The following is a 26,241-nucleotide window of genomic DNA, read 5'->3' as shown; positions in this document are numbered from 1 at the left end:
TGCGCTCAGACCCGGACCGTCGCCTGGAACGTCGGGGGCCGGCGGACGTTCGTCGCCTGCTCGAAGGCGTACGCGAGACGGATGAGCGTCATCTCGCTCCACGCGCGGCCGCAGAGCGACATCCCCACCGGGAGTCCCCGGATGAACCCCATGGGGACGGACATGTTGGGGTAGGCGGCCATGGCCGGCGGCGTGGAGCACCCGCCCCCGCCCCCGCCGGAGGCATCGAGCGGATCCTGCATGGCGGGGATCCCCGCCGTGATCCCGACGAGCGCGTCCAGCCCGTGCTCATCCATCGCGCGGTCGATCCCTTCGTCGCGGGAGAGCCGATGGCTCGTCGCCAGCGCGTCGAGGTACCGCTGGTCGGTGAGCGGCCCGCGTTCCTGCGAGCGCACGTGCAGTTCCTGCCCGTAGAGGGCGAGTTCGAGGTCGTGGTTCGCCTCGTTGTACTCGATGAGTTCGGCCAGCGACTTGATCGGGGCGTCCGGCCCCAGCGACGCGAGATACGCGTTGAGATCCGCCTTGAACTCGTGGTACAGCACCTCCATCTCGTACTCGTTGCCGAACCGGAGTTCCTCCGGGAGCGTGACGGGGTCGACGACGGTCGCGCCCTCCGCCCGCATGACGTCGAGGGCCTCCTCGAACAGGGCGTCGACGCGGCTGTCGAAGCCGGCGTACTCGCGCAGGACGCCGACGCGGGCGCCCTCGAGGCCGGCCGGGTCGAGCGCGCCGGTGTAGTCGGTCAGGAAGTTGCCCGCGCTCGCGGCGGTCAGCGGGTCGCGGGGGTCGACGCCGACCATGGTGCCGAGCATGATCGCGGCGTCGCGCACGGTGCGGGCCATGGGGCCGGTGCTGTCCTGGCTGTGGGCGATGGGGATGACCCCGCCCCGGCTGTGGAGGCCGATCGTGGGCTTGATTCCGACGAGGCAGTTGCGCGACGACGGGCCGACGATCGAGCCATCGGTCTCGGAGCCGATCGTCGCGACCGCGAGGTTGGCCGCGGCCGCCGATCCGGACCCGGAACTCGACCCGCCCGGCGTGCGGTCGAGCGCGTAGGGGTTCCTGCAGAAGCCGCCCCGGCCGCCGTCCCACCCGCGGCCGCTCCAGCCCGAGGCCCCGAACTCGAACGACTTCCAGCCCGCCCACTCGCTCATGTTCGCCTTGCCGAGCAGCAGCGCCCCGGCCGAGCGCAGCCCCGCCGCCACGAACGAATCCTGCGGCGCGATGGACCCGAGGAGCGCCGTCGACCCGGCCGTCGTCGTCATCCCGTCCGCGGTATCGACGTTGTCCTTGAGCAGCAGCGGGATCCCGTGCAGCGGCCCCCTGGGGCCCGAGGCCTGGAACTCGCGGTCGAGTTCGTCGGCGATCTCGAGTGCGTCCGGATTCGTCTCGAGCACCGCGAACAGCCGCGGCCCTTGCCGGTTCAGCGCCTCGATCCGCTCGAGGTACATCTCCGTGATCAACCGGCAGGTGTATTCACCCGACCGCATCCCCGCGTGGACCTCGTCGATCGTGATCTCCTCGAGCGCGAAGTCCGGGATGTCGGCCGCCGAGGTCTCATCCCCCGACCCTCCGGACCCGGAGCCGGGGGCGTCGTCCCGGGGCGCGCAGCCGCCGAAGGAGAGCAAGGCGCCGGCCGCCGCGCCGGCCTGCAGGAAAGTGCGCCGATCCATCTCGGACATGGTTCCTTCCTTCCGGTCTCGAGGCTCCGCCGCGCCGCGGAAACGCCCGGCCCGGCTCCGCGATGGACGCATCATGGACGCCGCTTCGTCCAACGGTCAATGAGTCCGCCCGCCGCAGCCCCCCCTTCGGCCCCATTGACGCCCGCCCGCGTCCCGCTCCACCGTCCGAGGTCACCCATGCCCGAAGGAGATGAGGATGAGGGCCACCGTCACACGTCCCGGCGTCATACGGCCTCGTGCGCTGCGGTCCCGCCTCATGCGGATCGGCGTCCCACTTGTCGTGGTGTCCCTCGGCGCGGCCGAGGTGCGCGGACAGGCCGCCCCGGACTTCGCGTCCGTCCGTGACGAGATTCGGCGCGCGCTCGTGGCCTGGGACCAGCCATCCATGGCCGTCGCCGTCGCGCGGGGCGGGGAGGTCGTGTGGGAGGAGGGGTTCGGATGGGCGGACCGCGAGCGGCGGATCCCGGCCACGGAACACACGATGTATTCCCTCGCCTCGATCTCGAAGCCGATCACGGCCACCGGCCTCATGATCCTCGTGGAACGGGGCTTCGTCGACCTCGACGCGCCGGCCAACGACTACCTGGGCCCGGCGAAGATCGACGGGAGGGCCTGGGATGCGGCGCGCGCCACGGTGCGGCGCGTGGCGAGCCACACGGCGGGACTCCCCCTCCACTACCAGTTCTTCTATGAGGACGAACCGTACCGCCGCCCGCACATGGACGAGACGATCCGGCGCTACGCCAACCTCGTGACGGCGCCGGACGAACGCTGGAATTACTCGAACCTCGGCTACGGGATCCTCGATTACATCATCGAGCGCGTCTCGGGACAGTCGTACATGGATTTTATGCGGGACGAGGTGTTTCAGCCGCTGGGCCTCACCCGGACCTCGGTCGACATCGGCCCGGGGCTCGAGGAATTCACGGCGACGCGGTACGCGACGGACCAGAGTCCGATCCCGTTCTACGACTTCGACCACCCCGGCGGCTCCGCCGTGTTCAGCAGCGCGTACGACCTCGTCCGCTTCGGAATGTTCCACCTCGGCCACGACCTCGACCATCAGCGGAGGATCATCTCCGACGCGGCGATCGAGCGCATGCGGCAGCCGGGCGGGAGCAGCGGTCCCGCCGCCGCATACGGCATCGGCTGGTCGCTGCGGGAACTTCCGGGCGGCCTCCGGCTGCAGCGCCACGGCGGCGGGATGGGCGGCGTCCGCACGGAACTCGCGATCGCCCCGGAGGAGAACGCCGCCGTCGTCGTCCTCTCCAATTCCGCGACGCCCCTCACCGGCTACATCTCGAACCTCCTCTGGCATACGCTGTTCCCGGACGCCGTACCGAAGCCGACGCCGCCGGAGGTGCCGGACCCTCACCGGCTGGAACGCGAGGGGATCCTCGAGGAGGCCGGGGAGGGTGCCGCCCCGCTGATCGACTTCGCGCCCATGCCGGAGCTTGCCGGGGAGTGGGTCGGCGAGGTGGACACCCACCTCGGGCCGCACCGTCTGGCGCTCGCCATCGACGACGGGGGACGCGCCCACGTCCAACTCGGCGACGACCTGTGGACGCTGCTCAACAACGCCCGCTTCGACGGCGAGTACCTGCGGGGCGGCTTCAGGGGCGACATCGGCACCGAGGACGCGAACCGCACCGACTACGTGCTGTCCCTCGAACTCAGGCTCCGGGGCGACACGCTGAACGGCTCGGTGACGGCCATCACGCTCCCGAACGTGCGCCTGGGGAACGCGCTCACGCACTGGGCGGAACTGCACCGCCGATGAGGTCCCGGATCATGCTCTGGGCGGTCGCGCTGTTCGCGGTCGCGTGCGGGCCGCCGCAGGACGCGGCCGATGCGCCGCCGCCGACTCCCGCCCAAACCACGGCGGTTCAGACCGAAGCGGAAGCCGAGGCGGCGGCGCACCACGAGTATCTCGCGGCGAACTACGAGAAGTCCGAGTACATGGTCGCGATGCGGGACGGGATCGAACTGTACACGCTCGTCTACGAGCCGCGGGACCGCTCGCGCGAATATCCCATCCTCCTCTTCCGCACGCCGTATTCCATCGGCCCCTACGAGCCCGGCGAGTATCGGAACCCGCTCGGGCCGTCACGGGAGTTCGACCTTTCCGGCTACATTTTCGCCTTCCAGGACGTGCGCGGGCAGTTCCGGTCGGAAGGAGAGTTCGAGGTCATCCGCGCCCCCGCTCCGGAGCCGCGCGGTCCCACCGATACAGACGAGATCACGGACAACTGGGACGCGATCGAGTGGCTGCTCGCGAACGTCGAGAACCACAACGGACGCGTGGGCCAGTGGGGGATCTCCTATCCCGGCTGGCAGACGGTCATGGGAATGGTGGACGCGCACCCGGCACTCGTGGCGTCGTCGCCCCAGGCCTCGCCGTCCGACATGTTCATCGGCGACGACTGGCACCATAACGGGGCATTCCGGATCATGTACGCCTTCTCGTGGCTGTCCGGGAACGCCCGCCGCCGCGACGGTCCCACCGACACGCGCGGCGCCCGCTTCGACTACGGCACGACCTCCGGCTACGACTTCTTCCTCAACGCCGGGTCCGCCGCCACGGTGGACGAACTCTACTTCCACGGCGACGTGCCGGCGTGGCGCGACTTCATCGAGCACCCCAACTACGACGAGTTCTGGCAGCGGCAGAACGCCCTCCGCTACCTGGACGACGTCCGCCCCGCGACGCTCAACGTGGCGGGCTGGTTCGACACCGAGGACTTCTACGGCCCCATGTCGATCTACCGGACCGTCGAGGCGGAGAATCCCGGCCTCGAGAACACGCTCGTCGTCGGCCCCTGGCTGCACGGCGGCTGGCGGCGCATGGACGGCGACTTCCTCGGCTGCATCGCCTTCGACACGAAGACCTCGCTCCACTTCCAGCGCGAGTTCCAGTTCCCCTTCTTCGAGTATCACCTGAAGGACGAGGGCGCCTGGGACGCGACGGAGGCCCACGTCTTCCTGACGGGGACGAACGAATGGCGCGCCTACGACGCCTGGCCGCCGGCGGACGTCACCCCGGTGAGCCTGTACCTGGGTCCGAATGGCACGCTGGGCTTCGAACCGCCGACGCGGACCGCGGACTCGGGGGCCGAGGCGGCCGTGGACCTGCACGCCGACTCATACCTGAGCGACCCTGCCAATCCGGTGCCGTTTTCCGTCGAGGAGCGCACGACGCTCGGTCACCTGTGGAAGGTGGAGGACCAGCGCTTCGCCTCGGGGCGTCCCGACGTCCTCGTCTACGAGTCCGAACCGCTGGCCGAGGACCTCACGATCGCCGGCCCGATCGGAGCCGAGATTTTCGTCTCCACGACGGGGATGGACTCCGACTGGATCGTGAAGCTGATCGATGTCTATCCGGAGGACGCACCGCCGAGCGGGAACTGCGACGTACCGATGGGCGGCTACCAGATGCACCTGGCCGGCGAGATCATGCGCGGCCGCTTCCGGAACGACCTCGAGAACCCGGAGCCGATGGTGCCGGGTGAGGTGACGAGGATCGAAATCGACCTCCGCGACCGATTCCACACGTTCAAGGCCGGGCATCGGCTCATGGTCCACGTCCAGAGTTCGTGGTTCCCGGCGTACGACCGGAACCCGCAGACGTTCGTGGACACGTATCGCGCGTTGCCGGGGGACTACCAGGCCGCCACTCAGACGGTGTATCGGTCCGGCGATTATCCTTCACGCGTAATCCTCGGCGTCCTGCCGGAAGACCCCTGATTGAAACGCCCCCAGGAGGAACGGATGGCACGAATGACTCTGCGAACCACGACGACTCTGGCGTTTGTGCTCTCGGCCGCGATCGCTTGCGCGCCGGATGACGGGGGCGACCCTGAAGTTGGTGGCTCCGAAGCGGCCGGCGCCTTCCCGGCGACGCCACCGGACGGGCCGATGCCGGAGATCGGGCCGGCGCCGGCGGACTACACGCCGACGGCGGCGGGCGCTCCCTCGACCGACATCTGGCTGGGGACCCTCGTCCGCGAGGATGGCGCGCTGTCGATCGCCGACCTGGGACCGGCCACCGACCGCGACGCGTACGACAACCAGCCCAGCTTCCTCCTCGACGGGTCGGCGATCCTCCACACGGCGGCGCTGGACCGCCGGCAGACGGAGATCATGCGGCTCGCGGCGGCGCCCGGGGCCGAGCCCGGCGCCTCCGAGCGACTGACGACCACGGAGGAGGCGAGCGAGTTCTCGGCGCTGCAGATCCCGGGGCAGGACGCCTTATCCGCGATCCACGAGATCCGCGGGAAGCAATACCTGTGGCGTTATGACCTCTCCGGCGAATCGATCGGGCCGATCTTCGCGACCGCCGAACCCGTGGGGTACCACGCGTGGGCCAACGAACACGTCGTCGCGATGTTCATCCTCGGCAGCCCGCCCACCCTCCGGGTCGGGGACGCGCTGACGGGCGAGATCGACGTCGTGGCGGAGCGTCCGGGCCGGTCCATCCACCGGATTCCGGGGACGGAGGCGATCTCCTTCGTGCGGAAGGTCACGGACGAAGAGTGGTGGATCGAACGCTTCGACCCGGCCGCCGGAACCAGCGAGCGGATCACGCTTACGATCCCCGGTCGCGAGGACTACGCCTGGACGCCCGAGGGGGAGATCCTCATGGGTGACGACTCGCGCCTGTTCGCCTGGTCGGAGGGTTCGGACTGGACGGAGGTCGCCGACTTCTCGGACCTCGGCGTCGAGGGCATCTCCCGTCTCGCCGTGAGCCCCGACGGCTCCCGAATCGCGATCGTCGCCAACCGCCCGGCGGGCTGACGACAGTCACGAGCCGACGCCGGGTCGCCGGCGGGACTATCCGATATCGTCGTGGACGGCCACCTCGCGTGACAGAGTGCGGAGATAGTCGGCGATGGCCTCCTCGCTCATCGACTGGCGAGCCCGGCATTCGCTCGTCCACTTGAACCCCCGGTACGAGGACAAGCCGAGCGCACCACCCAGAACCAGCGACGCCCCTACCGCGTACGGACGGGCATCCTGGGCATCCTCGTCCTCGAAATCCGTCAGGGCGATATCGAGAGCGCTGACCCCGAACAGGACAGCCATGGTCCCATCCACGAAAGGCGCAAAGGCCGACGTTGTGCAGGTTCCGGTTGGTAACGGCCCATCGCCCAGCGGTGGCTTGCTCACAAAAAGAGTGGAACAACCGCTCAGGAGAAGCACGGAGCCGAGCACGAGACAAGTACGCCTCATCGAACCTCCATTGCCGGGATCGCGTCTTCGACAGGACTCGGGCAGATGTCCCGCTACGACTACTGAGACGACCCGTACACGGCAACGGTCACACGACTCCGGCGGTCCGTTGTGGAACTTTCGCCGGGGCGCCTACTCGAACAGCAGGCGGTCGAGTCCCTGCGTGAGGCCCACGCGCTCCGGCGCCAGGCTCGCGGCGAGCAGGGTGCCGCCCACGTAGGGTTCGGCGCTGGACCCCGCGTCGTGCCGGATCGAGAGCCGTTCTCCGGGAAGGCCGAAGATGGATTCCACGGAGATGACATAGCTCGGGAGCCGCAGCGAATGGACCTGCGCGCCCCCGATCGTGGCCCCGCGCGCCTCCCGTGAGCCCAGCGTGTCCTCGACCGGCCGGGCGTATTCGTTCGTCGCGACCGTCCCCAGGAACTCGGCCAGTTCCTGGGCGGTGCCGCTCGGCGCGTCGGGCTTTCCGGCCGACGCCATGTCGACGATCTCCCAGTGCGGTACGTGGCGCGCCGCGATCCCGGAGAAGTGCTTCAGCAGCGCGGCCGTGATGGAGAAGTTGCCCGCGGCGATCACTCCGACGCCCGCCGCGCGCGCCGCCTCGTCGATCTCCCCGTATTCCCGGCCCGTGAGCCCCGAGGTCCCGACCACCGCGGCGACCCCCGCTTCGATCGCGCACATGATGTTCGCGTAGACGGCGCTCGGGTGCGTGTAGTCGATGTAGACGTCGGCCGGCTCGCCGAGCGCCTCCGCCACGTCGGCGGACATCCGCACGCGGGAACCATCCGCCTCTCCCCGCACGTCCCCTACTGTCTGTCCCGCGGCCCGCCGCGCCACGGCGCCCGTCAGTTCGAACTCGTCCGATTCGAGGATGGCGGCCACGACGCTCTCGCCCGTCCACCCCGTCGCCCCTCCCACGCAGACCCGAATGCTCATCTTCGCTCCGTCCAATTGCGAGTCCATGGCCGCCGCATAGCGGCTCCACGGCGGTTGTCCCGACGTTCCCGCGGGAGCGCTGGGTTCCGGATGTGGTTGTGGCCGCTTCGTTTAGGGGTTCGACGGGCCCAGATTCCCGCCGATTGACTCCCGCTAATCGGGATCTCAGGTGCGAACCCTCCGCCGACTCTCCAGCGCCTTCCTGAGCTGTCCCTCATCGGCCCTCTGATAGCACCTGAGCACCGTTTGCGCGTTCTTCCAGCCTCCGAGTTCGCACAAGACCTTGAGCGGCAGGTCCATGAGGTCGGTTGCGAACTTGCGCCTGAGCGAGTGCCAACCACGACCCCGCTTGGGCTCCAGTCCGGCGGCCACCTCGGCCCGCTCCCACCAGATGCGCGCCATAGAGCGGCTTACGCTCACCGACGGGTCCCTCGACGCGGGGATCAGCGGGGCGTCCCCGATCCCCCGGCTCATCCGCCGTGCCTCTTCCAAGGCAGCCAGCGCCTCGGCGGTCAGCGGCGTGGTGTGTTCGTAGCCCGTCTTCTCGTGCCTCGCGCGCCACCGCACCACCCCGGCTTCGATGTCGATATCCGACCACCTGAGCTGGCGGATCGCGCCGATCCGGTGTCCGGTCTCGTGCGCGAGCACGAGCGCGACGCGGAACCGCCAGTTGACTCCTCGGGCCACGCCCAGCAGCGCCTGGTACTCGGCCTCGGAGAGAACGACCCGGGTGGGGTTCTTCTCCCTGGGCTTCCTGAGGCCCTTGAGCGGGTTCCTGTCCAGCAGCAGGTCGCCTCGCTCGTCCCTGGACCTTTCGGCCCAGTTGAGGACCGCGATCAGGAACGTGAGGTCCCATTCGATCGTCCGGTCGCCCACGGGCTTCCCGCTCGGTCCGATCCTGCCGGCCCGCCGCTCCCGAATGAACCGGTCCCAGTCGCGCTGCGATAGCGTGGCCGGGTCGCGGTCCCCGCCGAAGAACTGGAAGAACATCCTCGTCGCGACCTTGTCGCTCCGGCGGGCCCGTTCGCCCTTGGTGGGCGTCACCTCCTCACCGTAGATGTCAAAGAGCGTCCCCAGCGTGAGCGGCTCGGGTTCGGTTGTTACCCTGTTCCCGATCTCCGGGCCGACAAACCCGCCGGCGAACTGGTCCGCCTGCCTCTTCGCCCGTACCCATTCGCGGTGCCCCAGCGACCGGGTGAGCCTGCGCCCGTTCTCGCGCCACTCGATCTGGAGGATGCCGGTCTTTGGATCGGGGAAAACCCTAACCCGGTTCCGGCCCCATTCGCCGGCGCCGTAGCTCCGGCGGCTTCGTTTCGTGCGTGCCATCATTCGATTCCTCTCGTGATGGACTGCACGATCTGCGCGTTTGAAACTTCATGCCAACGGGCGTCGCCGCCAGCCGGAGGTATGGGGACGCATGGCATCCTCCCCGAAACCGGATCGGAAACACACCGTCTACCGGCTGCGTCCGAGCTTCACGGCCCTTTGGGCGGGATGCGGTGACCCTTGACGCGGTTTCGTGGCAGCCTCGCTGCCGATCAAGAGGCGCACATGTGAGGGGGGTCGTCTCGTCTCACGCAGCCTCGATCAGTCGGGCAAGCTCGTTGAAGAGTCGATCACAATGCCGACAGCGGTGGCGGACCGCGTCGGGATCGATTGCCTCCAATAGATCGCTTGCGTGTCGAATCTTGTGATAGACCCCCTTCGTCGTATGCGCGGTCGCCTCCCTCAAGCTCGCCGCAACTTGTCTCTTAGGTTCCGCCTCAAGATCAGTCCGTTGCGGCAAGCTGTTCGGTCGGAACCCTTGGCCGTAGTACGCTGCCAGGCACGCTGGGTCCGCGATGATCCAAGTCTCCATCGTCTGAACCATGAGATGCAGCCGGGACTCCGGCGTGCCACTCACATCCCACCTATCGCGTGCCCGCAAGTGTTGGCGCGGTCCATTCGCGACGGGTTGCTCGGAATCGACTAGGAGCAGGTTTACCGATTGGGGGTCGGTCTCAACAGCATTTCTAAAGCCACGATAAGCATCGTCGCGCGAACCGCAGGCGACAAGCTTCCATTTCAGACTCTTGTCCCTCGCCGCCTGTTTGAGTGTCGCGAGAAACGTGTCCATCCCTCGCCGAATGGCGTCCCGGCCTCGTGAGCGATCGCCGCCGCCTTCCATGTAGATGGCGATGCGCGTCATGGGTTCGCTCCGAGTTCGCCCATTCGCCACAAATCCCCAAGGAGATAGTCGTCAAGCCAAATCGCCAACTTCTCGGGGTCAAGGCGGTGAAGTTCCGTGCCTGCGCCGGGGCGTTCGCAGGCTACTACGGCATCGGGCTGGCCGCTGAGCGCTGACACCAAGGCGTCGGAGTGCGTGGTAACGATGAGTTGCGTTCGCTGTGACGCCTCCGCCAGCACATCCGCCAGCAGCGCCACCGAGTCGGGATGGAGACCGAGTTCGGGCTCCTCGATGCACAGCAACGGTGGTGGCGAGGCCGAATAGAGGGCGGCCAGCAGTGCCACGAATCGAAGCGTACCATCGGAGAGCCGCGTAGCTGGAATCGGAGTATCGAAGTCCGCTTCGTGCAGGTAAAACTGCACCGTGCCCCCTGATACGCGCGTGGATAACCGCCTGAAGCGAGGAAAGAACCGCTTGAGAAGATCGTTCACGCGGGCATCACCGGCGTGTTCGATCTGGTTCAGAACTAGAGCGAGATTGCTGCTGTCCGGCAGAAGTTGGTCCTCCGGAAGGTCGGCCGGCTGTGGCTGCCGAAGCGGCGTATGGCGGCCGAAGGTCCAGGAGCGGAACGTTCGGAACGCGCCAAAAGTTTGCCCGGTCTTCGTGACCTCGGGGTAGAGATCCGGATCTTTGCGTTGCGCGAGGACAGATTGGTCCGAAAGCAAGCTCTCGCGCTGGAGATAACGCTTACTTCCTTCGCCGTTCTCCGTGCGAACATTGATGGCAGGGGAGCCGCCTTGGAACCGATAAAAGAAGAACACATCGTCATGTCCTGCGGTCGGCTCCAGCTCCTCAATCGCTTCGTCGACCAGTTCCAGTCGATTGCGAGCGTGGGAAAAACTCAAGCGGTATCGCAACGGATGGCCCCACGGGGTCCCGTTACCGAGCACGGCCTCGATCTCGGCAGCCTTGGCCGCCGGCTGGCCTTTCCAAAGCCACGCCTCCGCGCCTCCTCCCCTTCTCACGACGGATGCCAAGTCGCTTGGTGTCGCCGAGAGCAGCGATAACGCCTCAAGGAGATTGGACTTGCCCGATCCGTTGGGGCCAATGAGGACGTTCAGCCTCTCTAGCCGAAAGGGATCCGATCCCGGCGCGAACGACAGCAATCCAGCAAGCCGGAGTTCACGTATCGCAAGATCCATCATGTCTCGGATCACCTTTCTTCGCTGTGCGATCACCGGTCCGTTGCGAACCGCGTCCGTGAGCTTGCGTTCGTGTTCCTCGACCCACTTCTGGACCGCGGCTTCATCATCGAGTGTGCCGCGACGCAGGGTGACGAGGGGCAGGAGCGCCGGCTTCGTTCCGTGCGTGCCATCATTCGATTCCTCTCGTGATGGACCGCACGATCTGCGCGAACGAAAGATCGCCGTGGAGAGGGTGATTCCGCCAGCCGCCTGCGCCGCCGGCGGAGGCCGATTTGGCCTTGGGACGGCTCTGGAACCCGGCGGACACCGCCGTTTCGGCGGTTGTTGACACCGCCCGAAACGGTCGCCTGACTCTACGTCACGGCGATTCCGACGACCCGGGATTCCACGCGTCGGCTCGCGCGCCGAGGGCGCGATCATGGCTCCCGGGGCAGCTGGCGTCACCGCCCCGGTTGGTGAGCGACGGGTCGCCGCTCGTTGGCCCGCAGTTTGCGGGTCTCCGGGGAGCGAGATGTGTTTTCGCTTCACGAAAACCTCTGGCCGGGGGACACCCCCCGAACCCCCGCAACGACATCTTCGCGCGCCGCAAGGAGGCCGCCCGATTTGGTCCGTCCCCGGAAGCCCGAGGCCGAACTTCGCAGCCGCACGATCGGCGTGCGCGTCAACACCGCGGAGGCCGCGGAGATCGCCGAGCGGGCCGGAGCGGCCCGCATGACGACGGGCGGCTACATGCGCCGCAGGGCGCTGGGGCAGCCGGTCCGCGAGGCGGTCGTTCTCCGTCTCGGCGCGGCGGAGCGGGTCGAACTCCACCGGATCGGCGTCAATCTAAACCAGATCGCCCGCGCCCTGAACTCCGGGGCTTCCGCTCCTTCCGGTACGCTGGAGGCGGTCGAGCGGGTGGGCGAGCTCGCGGCGGGTCTCCTGAGCGGGGAGGCGCTGGACCGGTGATCCCGAAGATCAACGGATTGGGACGCTCGTTCGCCGGGGTCGCGGCGTACTGCCTCCACGACGCGCCGGAGCCGGACGACCGCCGCCCGAGGACATCGGAGCGGGTCGGGTGGGCCGACACCCGGAACCTCGCGACGTTCCGGCCGGAGCGGGCCGCGCGGCTGATGGCCGCGACCGCCAGGGCGGCCCCCGACCTCAAGCGGCTGGCGGGCGGATCGCCGGGAGGCCGGAAGCTGGCGAAGCCGGTCCTGCACTACTCGCTCAGCTGGGCTCGGGACGAGACGCCCGGCAAGGGGGAGATGAGCCGGGCGGTGGACGAGAGTCTGGAGGCGCTGGGGCTGGAGGGCCACGAGGCGCTGATCGTCGCGCACGAGGACACGCGGCACCCGCATGTCCACGTGATCGCCAACCGCGTCGATCCTGAGACCGGGAAGGCGGCGAAGCTGGGCAACAGCAAGCTCCGACTGTCGCGCTGGGCCGAAGGCTACGAGCGGGAACAGGGCCGAATCCGGGTCGAGAGGCGGGTCAAGAACAACGAGCGGCGGCGGGCGGGCCAAGAGGTGCTTCGCCCCATATGGGACCGGCCGCTTCACTGGGCGCGCTTTCGGAGGGAGGGAATGCTGCCCGTAAGGGCGAGGCGGTCGAGGGGGCCGGCCGACGAGGAGCGGGTCGACATGGAGGCTTGGCGGCGTGCCGAGGCGCAGGCTTGGGAGAAGGTCGAGGACGGGCGCTGGCTGGGGTTCTGGCGGCTCGAGAGCCGGGCGCGGAGGGAGTGGGCCGACCTGCACAAGCGGCAGGAGGAGATGCGGCTGAGGCTCGACCGGGAGAGCCGCACCCTGCGCGGTCGGCTCCGGATTTGGCGGATCGAGCGCTCGTTGCGGGAGCTGGTCGGGGCGGTCCGGGGCCGGGAGGACCTGGTCGAGGGATGGCGCGAGGACTTGGACCGATACCACAAGGGCGAGCGGGCCGCGCTGGGCAAGGCACACGGCGAGAGCGCACGGGAGATCGAGCGTAAGGTGCGAGAGAACTACCGAAGGGGGCTGCGGGACGCGGAGCGGTGGGCGCGGGAGACCAAGGAGCGCGAAGGGACGTGGGGGCGGGCCCGCAGCCCGAGCATCACCCGCATTGTGCCGCATCCGTCCTGGCCCCGAGGCCCGGACCGGGGCGGGAGAGCGGTCGAGCGGTAACCCCCGGATGTTGGCGTCACCACGCAACCTGTGCTTGACACGCCAGTGCGTCGGCGACTCATGTTGGAGGTAGTCCGGCCCGCCGTCCCCTTGCGGAGGCGAGCGTTGACCCTGACGGAGGAATGGAACGTGGACCACGAAACGAGGATCCTCATAGGTATGATCGTGGTTTTCACCGCGGGCGCGGCCGTGACGGTGGCGCTCAATCAGCCGCCGGTGATCACGGCGGTTTGCGTGTGTCTGGTTGTCACGGCCTGTCTTTATCGCTTCCTGGGTGGCGTCGAGGGCAGCCGCTTCGTCGTCGCGTCGTTCCGGGCCGGGGGGAGCGTCGCCGTGTTCGCGGCTGGGATGTGGTACATCAACGGCCAGCTTGTCGCCCGTAATCCACCGATACAGCCGGCGCTCGGGGAGTGGATCGCGATCGACCGGAGCGGTGTTCCGGTGGACCTCAGAATCGGCGGTGAGCCGGGGCGAAGCCCGGACCCGTCGATGTTCCTGCGGGATGCGGTGTGGGGGATACGACACGACGCCGGCACGGTTCGAGTCACGGCGGGAGGGCGCGATTTGGCAAGGATCGGTTTCCCGTCCTTCGGCTCGCTGGGGTTCTTTGACGGGATCGGAATGTTGGAGGGGCGAGGGCTGCGGTATACTGACGACCTACAAACAGGCATGGAGGCCGAACTGTATCCTCCGTACCCGTACCGGATTCGCGCTGACAATTTCGGCGACAGCTACAACGCCTTCTCCGTCCTGAGCGCCGATGGCGCTGCCGTCGTCAACGAGGGCTCGCTTCGGAGCAAGAGCTTCCAAGTCTTCGAGCATGAGGGCGACCACTTCCTCGTCTTCGTGTCCCGGGCGGTCCACAACGAGCCGGACAGCCCACCGCAAGCGGCTTTCGGGTTCGCGCAGGTGTATCTGACGCTGGACGGAGCGGGCCTGTGGACATCGAACTCCAGAGGTGACGGGCCAAGGTGAGCGTCGCAGGCACACCCCTACCTCGAAAGGACGGTGGGAAGATGAACACGAACGAGTACTTCTCCGGCAATTCGGTCGCACCATCTACCGCCCGGGCCCTCTTGAGAGGATCCGCCTTTCGTCGCTTCGCCGTGATCGTTTTGGTTCTGCTTACCGGGGCTTGCTACAACTATCGATCGACCGCAGCTCAACCCTCCGGTCCGGAGGCTGTGGGCGGCAGCCGTGGCGCTGCGACGGATCCGCAACGCGAGGTGGTGTGGGCAAAGTGGTGGGGGATCGTGCAGGAATCGCCACAGATAGACAACTGCAACGGACAGCCCCTTCACGAGGTGACGGTGCGGCGAAACTTCGTTCACGCGTTGGTTACCGTGATCTCGCTCGGGAGCTTCTCGCCCGCTGTAGTCGAATGGACGTGCGCCAAACCCGGAGGTTCAGGTGTGATCCCCGGAGGAAACGACCGGATGCATACGCTTGACGCAGGCTCGCCGTGGTTGGAGCCCTCGTCATGAGAGCGCCCCGCGCCCACGACACCGGTCTAAACAAGTTCCGGAACTGGCACGGTAACGTTAGCCAGGAAGTCCGACGGATCGTTGATGTCTGGAACGCCCAGCCTGATCGTCACACGCTGCCGGGGTACAATCGCACGACGCGGACGCTTCAATTGCTGATCGGCGAGTCCGTCGACGCGGGCGAAGAGATCCGAGCCCTCGGCGGTGCGTGGTCGTTTTCGCCTGTTGCCGCGACCAATGGCACGTTGCTTAACACCAAACCGCTCAACTACAAGTTCTCGATCCCTGAGAGCGCGGTGATGGCCGGCTATGAGGGGAAGCGGGACAACCTCTACTTCGTGCAGGCGGGCAACTCGATCGCCGAACTTAACTGGTATCTGTTTGACCGGGGGAAGTCACTCCCGACCAGTGGGGCCAGCAACGGTCAGACGATCGCGGGGGCGCTCTCGACCGGCACGCACGGATCGGCCATCGATTTTGGTGCGATCCCCGAGTTCGTGAAGGCGATCCACCTCGTCGTGAGTCCAGCGCGACACGTGTGGCTGGAGCCGGCTTCGAACCCTGTGGTGCGCAACAGCCGACTCCCGAACCGACTCGAAGCGGAGGTGATCCGCGACGACGACCTCTTCCACGCCGCGCTGGTGAGCTTCGGGAGTTGCGGCATCATTCACGGCGTTGTCATCCAGGCCGACGACCGGTTTTTTCTGAATATGTTCCGCACGAAGCTCAAGCGAACGCCCGGTCTTCGGCGGTTCATGGAGGATCTCGATTTCACCGCCTTCAAAGCGCCGGGGGCCGAGCCGGGCGTTCGGCCCCATCACCTGAGCGCGGTCATCAACCCGTTCGACCCCGATCAGGTATACATGACGGCGATGTATCGCCACCGAACGATGCCACCGGGCTCCCGTCTCCCGGATCCGCCGTCCGGAGTCACGCCGGGTGACGACGCGCTCGGCTTGATCGCCGTCCTTACGGATCGCTTCGATGTCGCACCCTTCCTCATGCGGCGCATCCTCGACTCGGAGCTGCACAACATCGAGAACGTGGCGGGCACTCCCGGTCAGATCTTCCGCGACACGACGACGCGAGGGCGCGCCGCCTCAAGCGCAGTCGGGATTCCCCTGTCAGAGGTCAATAAGGTGATCGATCTGTTTCTCGAAACCCACGGAGCCACCGAGGCGCCGGCGCTCATCGGGATCCGATATGTCAAATCCACCCTCGCGACTCTTGGATTCACCAGCTTCGACGACCGCACAGCAATCGTGGAGATTGATGGACCCGATAGCGAGCGCGTGCGCGACATGCACAAACAAGCATGGAATGCCCTGAGATCGAAGGAGATCCCGCACAGGTTCCACTGGGGAAAACAGCACGAGCTCACCGCCGATCAATTCCGGATCGCTTACGGCGACGCCCGTGTGGAATCCTGGATCTCGTCCCGGCAGGAGCTGCTTGAAAGCGAGGGGCGCAACGCATTCCTAAACGACACAGTTCGGCACATTTTGGTGTAACGCAGGCCACGGAAGGGCCGTGTCCTCCCATCCGGCCCCTGACGGAGGCTAGTCCGTACCGGAGACTGACATCCCTGAAGCAGAATAGACATGCGAATCATGGCGGCCTCTTCTCCCCGTAGCGGCGGCTCACGGCCGGCGTGGCTCGGCCGTTTGGGTGTTCTGGCCTTCGCCGCGACGCTGTCCTGCGGGGACGGCTCCACCGAGCCGGCCCGCCCACCTCCCCGGCCTGATCCACCCCGAGCGACCACACTCACGGTGACGCCCGCGACCGCCTCGCTGGTAGCGTTTGGGGACACGCTGCGGCTCACCGCCGCGGTGCTGGACCAGAACGGCCGGCCGATGGCGGGCGCGGCGGTCGCATGGTCGAGCGGGAACGGGGCGGTCGCGACGGTGGACGCGTCGGGGCTGGTCACCGGAGTGGCGGCCGGGGAGGTCGAGATCACCGCCACGTCGTCCGGGGTGACTGGGAGCGCGGCGCTCACGGTCGTGGATCCGGCCCCGACGACCGTCGCGGTCGCCCCCGACACGGCGGCGCTGACCGCGCTGGGACAGACCGCGCAACTTTCAGCGGAGGTGCGCGATCAGGCCGGTCGTGCAATGGACGGCGTGCCGGTCTCCTGGTCGAGCGCGGACACGGTCGTCGCGGCGGTGGATTCGGTCGGATTGGTGACGGCGGTGGGCGGAGGGACGACGACGGTCGCCGCGACGGCTGGCGACGCATCGGGCGAAGCGGCGGTGACGGTGATGCAGTCGGCGAGCTCGGTGGCGGTTACGCCGTCCGCGGCCACGGTCGGGCCCGGCGACACGCTGCGGCTGGTGGCGGAAGCGTTCGACGAGAACGGGCATGCGGTTGCCGGTGCAGTGTTCGACTGGATGTCGAGCGACGGTTCCGTGGCGACGGTGACGGACTGGGGGCTTGTGCGCGGCGTCTCGGAGGGCACGGCCACGATCAACGCGACCTCGGGCGATGCCTTGGGAACCGCCGAAGTCACCGTGGAGAACCCCGACCGGGCGGCACTAGTGGCGCTCTACGACGCGACGGGGGGCGAGGGCTGGACGCACGACGACAACTGGCTGACCGGGCGGCCGCTCGACACGTGGTACGGCGTGGGCGTGGATGCGGAGGGGCGGGTGACGGACCTCCGCCTCGACTTCAACGGGCTCCGGGGACCGTTGCCCCCGGAACTCGGCGATCTCGACCGGCTCCAGTCGCTCGTGCTGTCGCTAAACGAACTTACCGGGGCCGTCCCACCGGAACTGGGCCGGCTGCCGATCGTTGTGCACCTGGATCTTAGCAACAATCGCTTCGAGGGTGAAATCCCGCCGCTGATCGGCGACTTCGGCTATCTGGACGTGCTGGATCTCGCCCGCAACGAATTCGAGGGGCCGATCCCGGTCGCGCTGGGCAAACTCGGCGCGCTGCGGTGGCTGGACCTGAGCGACAACCATCTGACGGGACCGGTCCCGTCCGAACTCGGCGGCTTGGTCAACCTTTGGCATCTTAGTCTGAGTTGGAACAAGTTGGAAGGTGCGATCCCGCAGAGCTTTCTGCAACTCGACAATCTTCAGCACTTCTACAATCGTGAGAACGAAGGTCTTTGCGTGCCCGGCACTTCCGCATTTGTCGCATGGCTGGAGGGCATCGAAAACCAGGATGGGTCGGGCACTCTCTGCAACGAGTCCGATTGGAGGGTGCTGGAGTCATTGTTCGAGCGAGCGGGCGGTTCCGGCTGGACGAATGCCGATCGGTGGGTCAGCGGCCCGGCCTTGGACGAGTGGCACGGGGTCCGGGCCGATTCGCTCGGTCGGGTGATGATACTCGACCTGACCGGCAACGGGCTGGCTGGGCAGCTGCCACTAACTCTGGGCAACTTGGCCCACATGACTGAACTGCGGATCTCCGACAACCCCGACCTTTCTGGGCGGCTACCGCTGTCCCTAGCTGGCCTTTCGCTCACAACGCTTCACTACGCGGCAACGGGTCTCTGTTCCCCGGCGGGGACATCCTTCCGCGACTGGCTGAACACCGTTTCCTCCCACGAAGGCACGGGCACGGAGTGCGGGTTGTTATCCGACCGTGAAGTCCTCGAGGCATTGTACGAGGCGACCGGCGGACCGGACTGGGCCAATAGGCGAAACTGGCTATCGGACGCACCGCTCGGAGAATGGCACGGCGTCGAAGTTGACGGCCAAGACAGGGTTGTCTACGTGAGCCTCTCTGCGAACGGCTTGAGAGGTCGGATCCCGGCGGAACTGGGCGAACTCGCCAGTCTGGAGACGCTGGATCTCTACCGGAACGGCCTGACGGGTCCGATCCCTCCGACAGTCGCCGACCTCGCGGAACTTCACACGCTGGATCTCGGGGAGAACGACCTGACGGGGGCCATTCCCCCCGAACTCGGCAGCCTCGCCAATCTGCGGTGGTTGTGGCTCAACGAAAACGGCTTGACGGGACGCATTCCGTCGGAGCTCGGCAACCTCGCCGACCTTCGGATTCTGGACCTTGGCGCGAACAGCCTTACGGGCGTCATTCCGCCCGAACTGGCCGAGCTCGCCAGTTTGCTCTCGCTGGATTTCTCTCGGAACGGCCTGTCGGGTCCGGTGCCGCCTGAACTAGGCAACCTCGCGAACCTCCGGTATCTGACCCTCGCGGCGAATCGTCTGACGGATTCCATCCCGTCCCGCCTCGGCGAGCTCGGCAACCTTATGGGTTTGTACCTCGGCGACAATGACCTGACGGGCCCTGTGCCCGCAACGTTCGGCGGCCTGACGGACCTTCGGGATCTTGCCGTGCAGACCAATGCCGGAATGGTCGGACCCCTTCCGGCCAGCCTGACGAACCTCGCGACCCTCGAGACGTTGCAGACCGGAGGCACCGATCTGTGCGCCCCGCCCGACGCGGACTTCCGTCAATGGCTGGAAGGTGTGCCGAATCGGCGGGTAGCTCTCTGCGATGGCGAACCTGGGGTGGCGTACCTCGTCCAAGCCGTCCAGTCGCGGGAGTTCCCCGTGCCGCTGATCGCCGGCGAGGAGGCGCTTCTGCGCGTATTCCCGACGGCCAACCAGGCCAGCGGCGAGGGCATTCCGGCAGTGCGCGCCCGCTTCTTCGTCGATGGTGAGGAGACGCATGTGGAGAGCATCCCCAGCAAGTCCGATCCGATCCCGACCGGAATCGACGAAAGCAGTCTCTCGGCGTCGGTGAACGCGGTGATCCCCGCGACGGTGATTCGCCCGGGGCTCGAGATGGTGATCGACGTGGATCCGGAAGGGACGGTCGATCCAGATTTGGGTGTCGCGAAACGCATTCCCGATACGGGCCGCCTAGCTGTAGATGTCCGCGATATGCCCCTTTTCGACGTGACGGTGATTCCGTTTCTGTGGACCGAAGAACCGGATTCGTCAATCATCGAAATCGCAGCCGACCTTGAGGCGGACCCGGAGGGCCACGAGTCGCTCGCGCCGACCCGCAGGTTGCTCCCCGTGGGCGGGCTGGCAGTGAGGGCGCACGAGCCCGTGTGGACCTCGAGCAACCACGCGTACGAACTCTTCGCGCAGACTTCCGTGATCCAGGTCATGGAGGGCGGGACCGGATACTACTGGGGCACATTGTCAGGTGGTTGGAACGGCCCCGCTATTGGGGGGAATCATCAAATTGTTTCGCCCGCTGATCCGCGCTACGCCTACGTTATCGCGCACGAATTCGGTCACGCGATGAGCCTGCCGCACGCGCCGTGCGGCGGGGCGGGCAACCCGGACCCCGCGTATCCCACGCCCGACGGCACCATCGGGGTCTGGGGGTACGACTTCGCGACAGGCCGATTGGTGCCGCCCACCGCCGAAGACATCATGGGCTACTGCGACAACGAAGGGATTGCGGACTATTTCTTCGCCAAGGCGCTCCACTTCCGTCTCGCCAACAACGGCGCGGCGGCGATGGGCGCGCGCCCGTCCCGTGCGCTCCTGCTGTGGGGCGGCAGCAACACCGATGGCGAACCTCACCTGAGCCCCGCGTTCGTCGTGGACGCCCCGCCGGCACTGCCGGACTCCGCCGGCGAATACACGATCACCGGACACTCCGCCGCGGGCGTCCAACTCTTCTCGCTGAGCTTCGCAATGCCCGAGACGGCAGACGGCGATGGGAGTTCCGGCTTCGTTTTCGCGCTCCCGGTCCGGCCCGGTTGGGCTGGGGACCTTGCCTCGATCAGGCTCGCCGGCCCCGGCGGCTCGTTCACCCTGGACGGCGACAGTGATCTGCCCATGACGATCCTCCGCGATGTCCGGACCGGACGAATCCGGGGCTTCCTGCGAGAAGAGCCTGCCGCCGCCATGGCCGCGGCGGCGAGTGCCGACGGGCAACCGGGCGTCGAGACGCTATTCAGTCGCGGAATCCCGTCCGCCGCCGCTTGGCGCCGGTAAGTCCTCCGAGCGGGAACCGGCGTGTCTTTCGGCGCCCTAGGAGAACGTCCGGGGTCGGGGGGGACTCCCGCCAATCCATTCCGGTCTTCCCGTTCTCGCGGTACTGTATGTAGTTGGGCGATTTCCTGCCGTGATTCGACCCCTTGGCAATCCGCCGACGCCACGTTGGACGTGGCGGGCCGGCAGGGGGATGCTCCGCCTCCCTGCTACCGCCGGGGTTTCCTTCGCCGCATTGGTGCGGCGTAGGACGAGGACCGCCGCCGGGACCTCGTCGCCGGTCGCCCCGCCGACGGTCCGGCAGCGGTCGGCGAACGGACGACCGGGCATCGCGGCGAACGCGTCGTCCGCGATCATCGCGAGGCTTTTCTTGGGGTCGCAGGGGTGGAGCCCTCGCCAGCCGCGGGGTGTTCAGCACACGACTCGGGGAATCGTGGACCGCCTTGGCCTCCATACGCGAGTTGCAGTCCACGACCGGATGATCCGGCTTCTTGGTGTGAGGGTGAGGTCGGCTTCCGGGACCATCGGTGAGGAGGTGGGATCGGCGCGGGAGTCCCGCCATTCAGGTCCGTTTCTCCCGCTATCGCGGCACGGTCCAGCAAGGTCCAGTGCAACAGCAGGAAACGCAGATCGTGCAGCCCTGTAATCAGTTAGCCGATTTCCTGTCGGGATTCAGGCCCTTACCATTCCGCCGTTCCCGCGGGAACGTAACCTGCGAGGATGGTATGTTGCCGGTCCACGAACCCCGGCCCGAGGAAAACGACCATGAGCATGGATCGGAGAGACTTCGTTCGAACTTCCGCCGCCGGCCTGGCCGCGGCCGCCACGCCCGGCGCCCTGGCCGCCGATCGTCGCACGTCGCGAGCCTCCGATCGTCCGGGGGCTCCCGCTGTTCGCCGCTCACGGGACGCCCGGCCCATCGTCGTCTCCGACCTCAGCGGGATCCGCTTCAACAACGGCGGACCCGAAAGCTCGGTGGAACGCGCCTTCCGCGGCATCGTCGAGGGCGAGGACGTGCTCGACGCCCTCATGGCGGGCGTGAACATCCCGGAGAACGACCCGACGGAGATGGGGATCGGCTACGGCGGGCTGCCCAACGCGGACGGCGTCGTCCAGCTCGATGCCTGCTGCATGCACGGACCCCGGCGCTGGGCCGGCGGCGTCGCGGCGCTGGAGGGCGTCCGCACGCCGTCGCTCGTCGCGAAGGCGGTGGCCGAACTCACCGACCACCACCTGCTGGTCGGGGCCGGCGCGCAGGCGTTCGCCCGCCAGCTCGGGTTCGAGATCGAGGACGACCTCAACACGGAGGCATCGCGCGCCCTGTGGCTCGAATGGCGCCGGCGAATCGACCCCGGCCACTGGCTCGACCCCCGCAAGCGGCTCGAAGCCGGGCTCTCGATGGTCGACGACGGCCTGATCCCCGCCCATTCCTTCTGGGGGACGACGAACTGCAACGCGGTGAACGCGGACGGGGACATCTGCGGCGTCACCACGACGAGCGGCCTCTCGTGGAAGATCCCCGGCCGCACCGGAGACTCCCCGATCCTCGGCGCCGGCCTGTACGTGGACAACGATGTGGGCGCTGTCGGCTCGACGGGCCGGGGCGAGGCGAACCTCTACAACCTCTCGTCCTTCCTCGCCGTCGAGTTCATGCGCCAGGGGATGAGCCCGCTCGACGCGGGCATGGCCACGCTGGAGCGGATCCAGTCGAACACCGTCGAGTCGAGACTCCTCAACGCGCGCGGCCTGCCGAGCTTCGATGTCCGCTTCTTCCTGCTCAACAAGCAGGGGGAGACGGCCGGCGTCGCCCTGTACGGTTCCGCGGAAACGCACTACGCCGTCTGCACCGAAAACGGCGCCGAGGAGCGCCCGTTCGAGGGCTTGCTGGAGGGTTCGCCCCGCGACGCTTAACGGCGCCCCGAGGGTGGTTCGCGCCGCACTCGGGACTCAGCGGTTGTAGGCGGGCGTCGGTCCGCGCAGCCGCGCCCACACGCCGTCGCAGGCGGCCAGCACGTCGCCGTCGAGCGACGGTGTGTCGAAGGCGCCGAGGTTCTCCTCGAGGTGCTCGATGCGGGAGGCGCCGACGATGATGCAGTCCGCGCCCTCCTGCGCCCGTAGCCACCCCAGCGCGAGCTGCACCGGCGTCAGGTTCGCCTCCCCGGCGATGGTCTCGACCTCGGCCACGGCGCGGAAGTACTCGTCGTGCCAGAAGCGGTCCAGGTACATGCGGTTGCCATCGAAGCGCGTCCCCGGCAGCGGCGCTTCCGGCCGCTGCTTCCCGGTCAGCAGTCCTCCGGCGAGCGGATTGTAGACGACGTTCGAGATCCCGCAGCGATCCGTGAAGGCGAGGTACTCCTGCTCGATCCCGCGCGCCGCGAGATTGTACATGGGCTGCGCGATCCACGGCTTCGCCCACCCCTCGCGCTCGCAGATGGAGAGCATCTCGCACATCTGCCACGCGCTGTAGTTGGACGTCGCCGGATAGTGGATGAGTCCCTCGACGCGAAGCTCCTCCAGCGTGGCGAGACTCTCCTCTATGGGCGTCTCATAGTCCGGCAGATGCAGATAATAGATGTCGAGATAGTCCGTCCGGAGCCGCCGCAGCGAATCCTCGATTCCGCGGCGGATCGCGTCGCGCGAAAGGCCTCGGTACTCGACGGGGTCCCCCATGGGGTTGCAGACCTTGCTCGCAAGGATGATCGCCGTGCGCCGGTCCCCGAGGACCTCTCCCAGGATCTCCTCCGACAGGCCCTGGTTGTAGACGTTTGCGGTGTCGAAGAAGTCGATGCCGCGCTCGAAGCACATGTCCACCATCGCCGCGGCCGTATCGACATCGGTCTGCGACCCGAACGTCATCGTGCCCATGCAGGCGCGGGACACTTCGAGGTCGGTATGGGCGAGTTTTCGTCTCTCCACGATCTTTCGTATCCTTCCGTAAGGAGCCAGTCGTCCGCGAACGCCCTCCCACCCGGGGGCACCGGGCGGCGCCGGCAACGTAGCAGAACCTCAGCGCGGGATGGAACCGATGACGACGGGCCCGGTCCGGACGCGAACGCTGGAGGAACTCGCCGCGGACGCGGCGGCCCGCTACGCGGCGGCGAATCCCCTGAGCCAGGCGAGCTTCGAGCGCTCGACGAACTACCTGCCGGGGGCGGATACGCGAACGGTCAACCACTACGACCCCTTCCCCGTCACCATCGTCCGCGGCGAAGGGTCGCGGCTCCACGACCTCGACGGGCACGTCTACGTCGATTTCCTCAACGACTATACCGCCGGGCTCTACGGCCACTCGAACCCCGCCATCCAGGCCGCGATCGTGGAGGCGGCGGGGAGGGGACTGACCCTGGGCGGGCCGAGCCCGAAGCAGCAGGAGTTCGCCGAACTCATCTGCCGCCGCTTTCCGTCCGTCGAGCGTCTGCGCTTCACGAACTCGGGGACGGAGGCGAACCTCATGGCCGTCAGCCTGGCGCGGGCGGTGACGTATCGTGAGGGCGTGCTCGTGTTCGACGGCGCGTATCACGGCGGGCCCCTGAATTTCACGGGCCCGGACCGTCGTCTCAACGTGCCTTTCCCGTGGACGGTCGCGGACTACAACGACGCCGAATCGGCGCGATCCCTCATCGCGGAACGCGCGACCGAACTCGCCTGCGTGCTCGTCGAGCCGATGCTCGCGGGCGGCGGCTGCATCCCCGGGACACGGGTCTTCCTGAACGCGCTCCGGGATGCGACCAGCCGGGCGGGCGTCCTGCTGATCTTCGACGAGGTCCAGACTTCGCGGCTCGCGCCGGGCGGCCTGCAGGAGGCGCTCGACATCCACGCCGACCTCACGACCTTCGGAAAGTACCTCGGGGGCGGCGCCTCCTTCGGCGCCTTCGGGGGACGCGCCGATCTCATGGACCGCTTCGATCCCCGCCGGGAGCATCACCTCAGCCACCCCGGCACGCACAACAACAACTCGCTGACCATGGCGGCGGGCCTCGCGGGGCTGCGCGACGTGTTCACGCCCGACGCGGTGCGCCGGCTGACGGTGCGGGGAGACGCGCTGCGGGCCGCCCTCAACGGGGTCGCGGCGGCGAGGGACGCGCCCGTGCAGGTGACGGGCCGCGGTTCGATCATGACGGTCCACTTCCAGCGCACGCCGATCCGCCGCCGCGCCGACGTCGCCCACACGCCGATGGCGGCCCGCGACCTCTTCCAACTCGAGATGCTGCTGGCGGGGTTCTACGTTGCCCGCCGGGGGTTCGTCACGGTCTCGCTCGCGCATGATGATGAGGACTGCGACGCGCTGGTCGCGGAATTCGACGCCTTCCTCGGAAGACACGCCGTGGCGATCGACGCCGCGCTCGGCTGACGGGCTTCGCACGGTGGTCTGCCGGCTGATGGCCCGGACGGGATCGAAGGCGACGTCGGTACGAGCAACGGCCGTCGCGGCGCTGGTATCGGTGGCCACGGCCGGTGCGGCCGCGGGCCAGGAGACGGCGGAGTGCGGGGAGCGGGCGTCGCTTCACGTCCTCGTCACGGAGGAGTCCGGGGCGCTCAACCTTCCCGGAGCCACGGTCGTCCTCCGCTGGACCGGCGACCAGGTGCTCAGGCCCGTGCGCGACCCCGCCGGGCCGGACGGGCGCTTCTCGATGTGCGTTCCCGCCGCCGCGCGGGCGGCGACGATATGGGCGGAGTTCGGAGATGATTCCAGCGAGGAGGCGATGGTCGCCTTCGAACCCGGCACGCCGGTCGAAGTCCACCTGCGCGTCCTGTTCGGAGACACCGAGCCGGGAAGGGTCGTGGGCCGCGTGCTCGATGCGTCCACGGAGGAGCCCGTGGCCACGGCCACGGTGTCGCTGGTCGGGCGGCCGGCCGAGGTCCAGAGCGACCGCCAGGGCCGCTTCGCCCTCACCGGTGTGCCCGGCGGGGAGCACCTGCTGGAGGTCGAGAGGATCGGCTACGCTTCCCTCCGCTATCAGGTGACGGTGGTCCGCGGGCTGAGCACGGAACTCCAGGTCGGCCTTGTGCCCGCACCGGTGGAAATGGAACCGCTCGTGGTGACCGCGACGCGACCGCGACGGCTGGAAATCAACGGATTCTACGACCGCAAGTACTTCGGCGAACTGGTCGGCGGGGGCACGTACTTCACGCTCGAGGACATCGACCGGCGGCGCCCGCTCCGCGTCTCGCACATGCTCGCCGACGCGCCCGGCATCCGCCTTCGCTGCCCCGGCTCCGGGTTCCGCGACTGCTGGGTCGAGAGCCGGAGGGCGTCCGGAGGATTCACGCCCGGCGGCTGTGAACTCAGCGCGTATCTCGATGGTTCTCCGATTCCGGTCCGGGAGCTGGACACGCTCGTGTTGCCGGTCGAGGTCGCCGGCATCGAGGTGTACCAGGGGGCCGGCGAGCTGCCGCCGGAGTTCGGCGGATACGACGCGCGCTGCGGGGCCGTGGTGATCTGGACGAAGTAGCCCGGGGTCGGGCCCTACAGTCC

The 26,241-nt window shown here is 67.8% G+C and carries 18 protein-coding genes; 11 read left to right on the top strand and 7 right to left on the bottom strand.

The window, feature by feature from the left end; all coding sequences use genetic code 11:
* Positions 1-5: 5 nt before the first annotated feature.
* Positions 6-1,682, bottom strand: a complete 1,677-nt coding sequence (locus tag RN901_RS06880) for an amidase (RefSeq protein WP_310757308.1) — start codon at positions 1,680-1,682, stop codon at positions 6-8.
* A gap of 196 nt (positions 1,683-1,878) precedes the next feature.
* Here RN901_RS06880 and RN901_RS06875 point away from each other — a divergent pair, with 196 nt between their 5' ends.
* Genes RN901_RS06875 through RN901_RS06865 form a run of 3 tightly spaced genes read left to right on the top strand, consistent with a single transcriptional unit; the run spans position 1,879 to position 6,476 of the window.
* Complete coding sequence (locus RN901_RS06875) at positions 1,879-3,462, top strand: serine hydrolase domain-containing protein (protein ID WP_310757306.1); 1,584 nt, start codon at positions 1,879-1,881, stop codon at positions 3,460-3,462.
* Entirely contained in the window at positions 3,459-5,426 is a 1,968-nt protein-coding gene (locus tag RN901_RS06870) for a CocE/NonD family hydrolase (protein ID WP_310757304.1), read from the top strand. The genes RN901_RS06875 and RN901_RS06870 overlap by 4 nt, the downstream gene beginning before the upstream one ends.
* Positions 5,427-5,450: 24 nt before the next feature.
* Complete coding sequence (locus RN901_RS06865) at positions 5,451-6,476, top strand: hypothetical protein (RefSeq protein ID WP_310757302.1); 1,026 nt, start codon at positions 5,451-5,453, stop codon at positions 6,474-6,476.
* 36 nt (positions 6,477-6,512) lie between these two features.
* Here RN901_RS06865 and RN901_RS06860 read toward each other — a convergent pair whose 3' ends face one another.
* The 5 genes from RN901_RS06860 to RN901_RS06840 form a co-directional block, all read right to left on the bottom strand.
* Positions 6,513-6,764, bottom strand: a complete 252-nt coding sequence (locus RN901_RS06860) for a hypothetical protein (RefSeq protein ID WP_310757300.1) — start codon at positions 6,762-6,764, stop codon at positions 6,513-6,515.
* A 279-nt stretch (positions 6,765-7,043) separates the two neighbouring features.
* Positions 7,044-7,847, bottom strand: coding sequence for a 4-hydroxy-tetrahydrodipicolinate reductase (gene dapB, locus RN901_RS06855; protein WP_310757298.1), 804 nt, complete (start codon positions 7,845-7,847; stop codon positions 7,044-7,046).
* A gap of 165 nt (positions 7,848-8,012) precedes the next feature.
* Positions 8,013-9,176, bottom strand: a complete 1,164-nt coding sequence (locus RN901_RS06850) for a tyrosine-type recombinase/integrase (RefSeq protein WP_310757295.1) — start codon at positions 9,174-9,176, stop codon at positions 8,013-8,015.
* Between the two features lie 244 nt (positions 9,177-9,420).
* On the bottom strand, positions 9,421-10,035 hold the full coding sequence (locus RN901_RS06845) for a DUF4276 family protein (protein WP_310757293.1): 615 nt from the start codon (positions 10,033-10,035) through the stop codon (positions 9,421-9,423).
* On the bottom strand, positions 10,032-11,231 hold the full coding sequence (locus tag RN901_RS06840) for an AAA family ATPase (protein ID WP_310757291.1): 1,200 nt from the start codon (positions 11,229-11,231) through the stop codon (positions 10,032-10,034). The genes RN901_RS06845 and RN901_RS06840 overlap by 4 nt, the downstream gene beginning before the upstream one ends.
* A gap of 591 nt (positions 11,232-11,822) precedes the next feature.
* On the opposite strand from RN901_RS06840, the gene mobC reads away from it, so the two are divergent.
* The 6 genes from mobC to RN901_RS06810 all read left to right on the top strand — a co-directional run bounded on the left by mobC (position 11,823) and on the right by RN901_RS06810 (position 22,676).
* Complete coding sequence (gene mobC, locus RN901_RS06835; RefSeq protein WP_310757289.1) at positions 11,823-12,167, top strand: plasmid mobilization relaxosome protein MobC; 345 nt, start codon at positions 11,823-11,825, stop codon at positions 12,165-12,167.
* Positions 12,164-13,354, top strand: coding sequence for a relaxase/mobilization nuclease domain-containing protein (locus RN901_RS06830; RefSeq protein ID WP_310757287.1), 1,191 nt, complete (start codon positions 12,164-12,166; stop codon positions 13,352-13,354). The genes mobC and RN901_RS06830 overlap by 4 nt, the downstream gene beginning before the upstream one ends.
* A 105-nt stretch (positions 13,355-13,459) precedes the next feature.
* Positions 13,460-14,329, top strand: a complete 870-nt coding sequence (locus RN901_RS06825; protein ID WP_310757286.1) for a hypothetical protein — start codon at positions 13,460-13,462, stop codon at positions 14,327-14,329.
* 505 nt (positions 14,330-14,834) lie between these two features.
* Positions 14,835-16,349, top strand: a complete 1,515-nt coding sequence (locus RN901_RS06820) for an FAD-binding protein (RefSeq protein ID WP_310757284.1) — start codon at positions 14,835-14,837, stop codon at positions 16,347-16,349.
* Between the two features lie 258 nt (positions 16,350-16,607).
* A complete protein-coding gene (locus RN901_RS06815) occupies positions 16,608-20,768 on the top strand; it encodes an Ig-like domain-containing protein (protein WP_310757282.1) in 4,161 nt (1,386 codons plus the stop codon).
* A 762-nt stretch (positions 20,769-21,530) separates the two neighbouring features.
* On the top strand, positions 21,531-22,676 hold the full coding sequence (locus tag RN901_RS06810; protein WP_310757280.1) for a N(4)-(beta-N-acetylglucosaminyl)-L-asparaginase: 1,146 nt from the start codon (positions 21,531-21,533) through the stop codon (positions 22,674-22,676).
* 36 nt (positions 22,677-22,712) lie between these two features.
* On the opposite strand, the gene RN901_RS06805 is transcribed toward RN901_RS06810, so the two are convergent.
* Positions 22,713-23,681 carry an aldo/keto reductase gene (locus RN901_RS06805; protein WP_310757278.1) on the bottom strand — a complete coding sequence of 323 codons (969 nt, stop codon included), beginning with the start codon at positions 23,679-23,681 and terminating at the stop codon, positions 22,713-22,715.
* A gap of 109 nt (positions 23,682-23,790) precedes the next feature.
* On the opposite strand from RN901_RS06805, the gene RN901_RS06800 reads away from it, so the two are divergent.
* Together RN901_RS06800 and RN901_RS06795 are read left to right on the top strand one after the other, a co-directional pair.
* The gene (locus tag RN901_RS06800) at positions 23,791-25,116 is read left to right on the top strand and encodes an aminotransferase class III-fold pyridoxal phosphate-dependent enzyme (RefSeq protein WP_310757276.1); all 1,326 of its coding nucleotides are present in this window, start codon (positions 23,791-23,793) and stop codon (positions 25,114-25,116) included.
* Between the two features lie 28 nt (positions 25,117-25,144).
* Positions 25,145-26,218 (top strand): carboxypeptidase-like regulatory domain-containing protein, encoded by a 1,074-nt coding sequence (locus tag RN901_RS06795; RefSeq protein ID WP_310757273.1) that lies wholly within the window; start codon positions 25,145-25,147, stop codon positions 26,216-26,218.
* Positions 26,219-26,241 lie beyond the last annotated feature (23 nt).

This window comes from Candidatus Palauibacter soopunensis (assembly GCF_947581735.1).
Lineage (GTDB): Bacteria > Gemmatimonadota > Gemmatimonadetes > Palauibacterales > Palauibacteraceae > Palauibacter > Palauibacter soopunensis.
The sequence above is the reverse complement of the archived record's forward strand: the minus strand, read 5'-3'. Positions and strand labels throughout refer to the sequence as shown.

What these genes read in the sequence shown, in the direction of transcription:
- RN901_RS06875 (WP_310757306.1), top strand. Translation starts at nt 1,879, where the DNA reads ATGAGGGCCACCGTCACACGTCCCGGCGTCATACGGCCTCGTGCGCTG.
- RN901_RS06845 (WP_310757293.1), bottom strand. Translation starts at nt 10,035, where the DNA reads ATGACGCGCATCGCCATCTACATGGAAGGCGGCGGCGATCGCTCACGA.
- RN901_RS06870 (WP_310757304.1), top strand. Translation starts at nt 3,459, where the DNA reads ATGAGGTCCCGGATCATGCTCTGGGCGGTCGCGCTGTTCGCGGTCGCG.
- RN901_RS06820 (WP_310757284.1), top strand. Translation starts at nt 14,835, where the DNA reads ATGAGAGCGCCCCGCGCCCACGACACCGGTCTAAACAAGTTCCGGAAC.
- RN901_RS06795 (WP_310757273.1), top strand. Translation starts at nt 25,145, where the DNA reads ATGGCCCGGACGGGATCGAAGGCGACGTCGGTACGAGCAACGGCCGTC.
- RN901_RS06810 (WP_310757280.1), top strand. Translation starts at nt 21,531, where the DNA reads ATGAGCATGGATCGGAGAGACTTCGTTCGAACTTCCGCCGCCGGCCTG.
- RN901_RS06880 (WP_310757308.1), bottom strand. Translation starts at nt 1,682, where the DNA reads ATGTCCGAGATGGATCGGCGCACTTTCCTGCAGGCCGGCGCGGCGGCC.
- RN901_RS06800 (WP_310757276.1), top strand. Translation starts at nt 23,791, where the DNA reads ATGACGACGGGCCCGGTCCGGACGCGAACGCTGGAGGAACTCGCCGCG.
- RN901_RS06850 (WP_310757295.1), bottom strand. Translation starts at nt 9,176, where the DNA reads ATGATGGCACGCACGAAACGAAGCCGCCGGAGCTACGGCGCCGGCGAA.
- RN901_RS06865 (WP_310757302.1), top strand. Translation starts at nt 5,451, where the DNA reads ATGGCACGAATGACTCTGCGAACCACGACGACTCTGGCGTTTGTGCTC.
- RN901_RS06860 (WP_310757300.1), bottom strand. Translation starts at nt 6,764, where the DNA reads ATGGCTGTCCTGTTCGGGGTCAGCGCTCTCGATATCGCCCTGACGGAT.
- dapB (WP_310757298.1), bottom strand. Translation starts at nt 7,847, where the DNA reads ATGAGCATTCGGGTCTGCGTGGGAGGGGCGACGGGGTGGACGGGCGAG.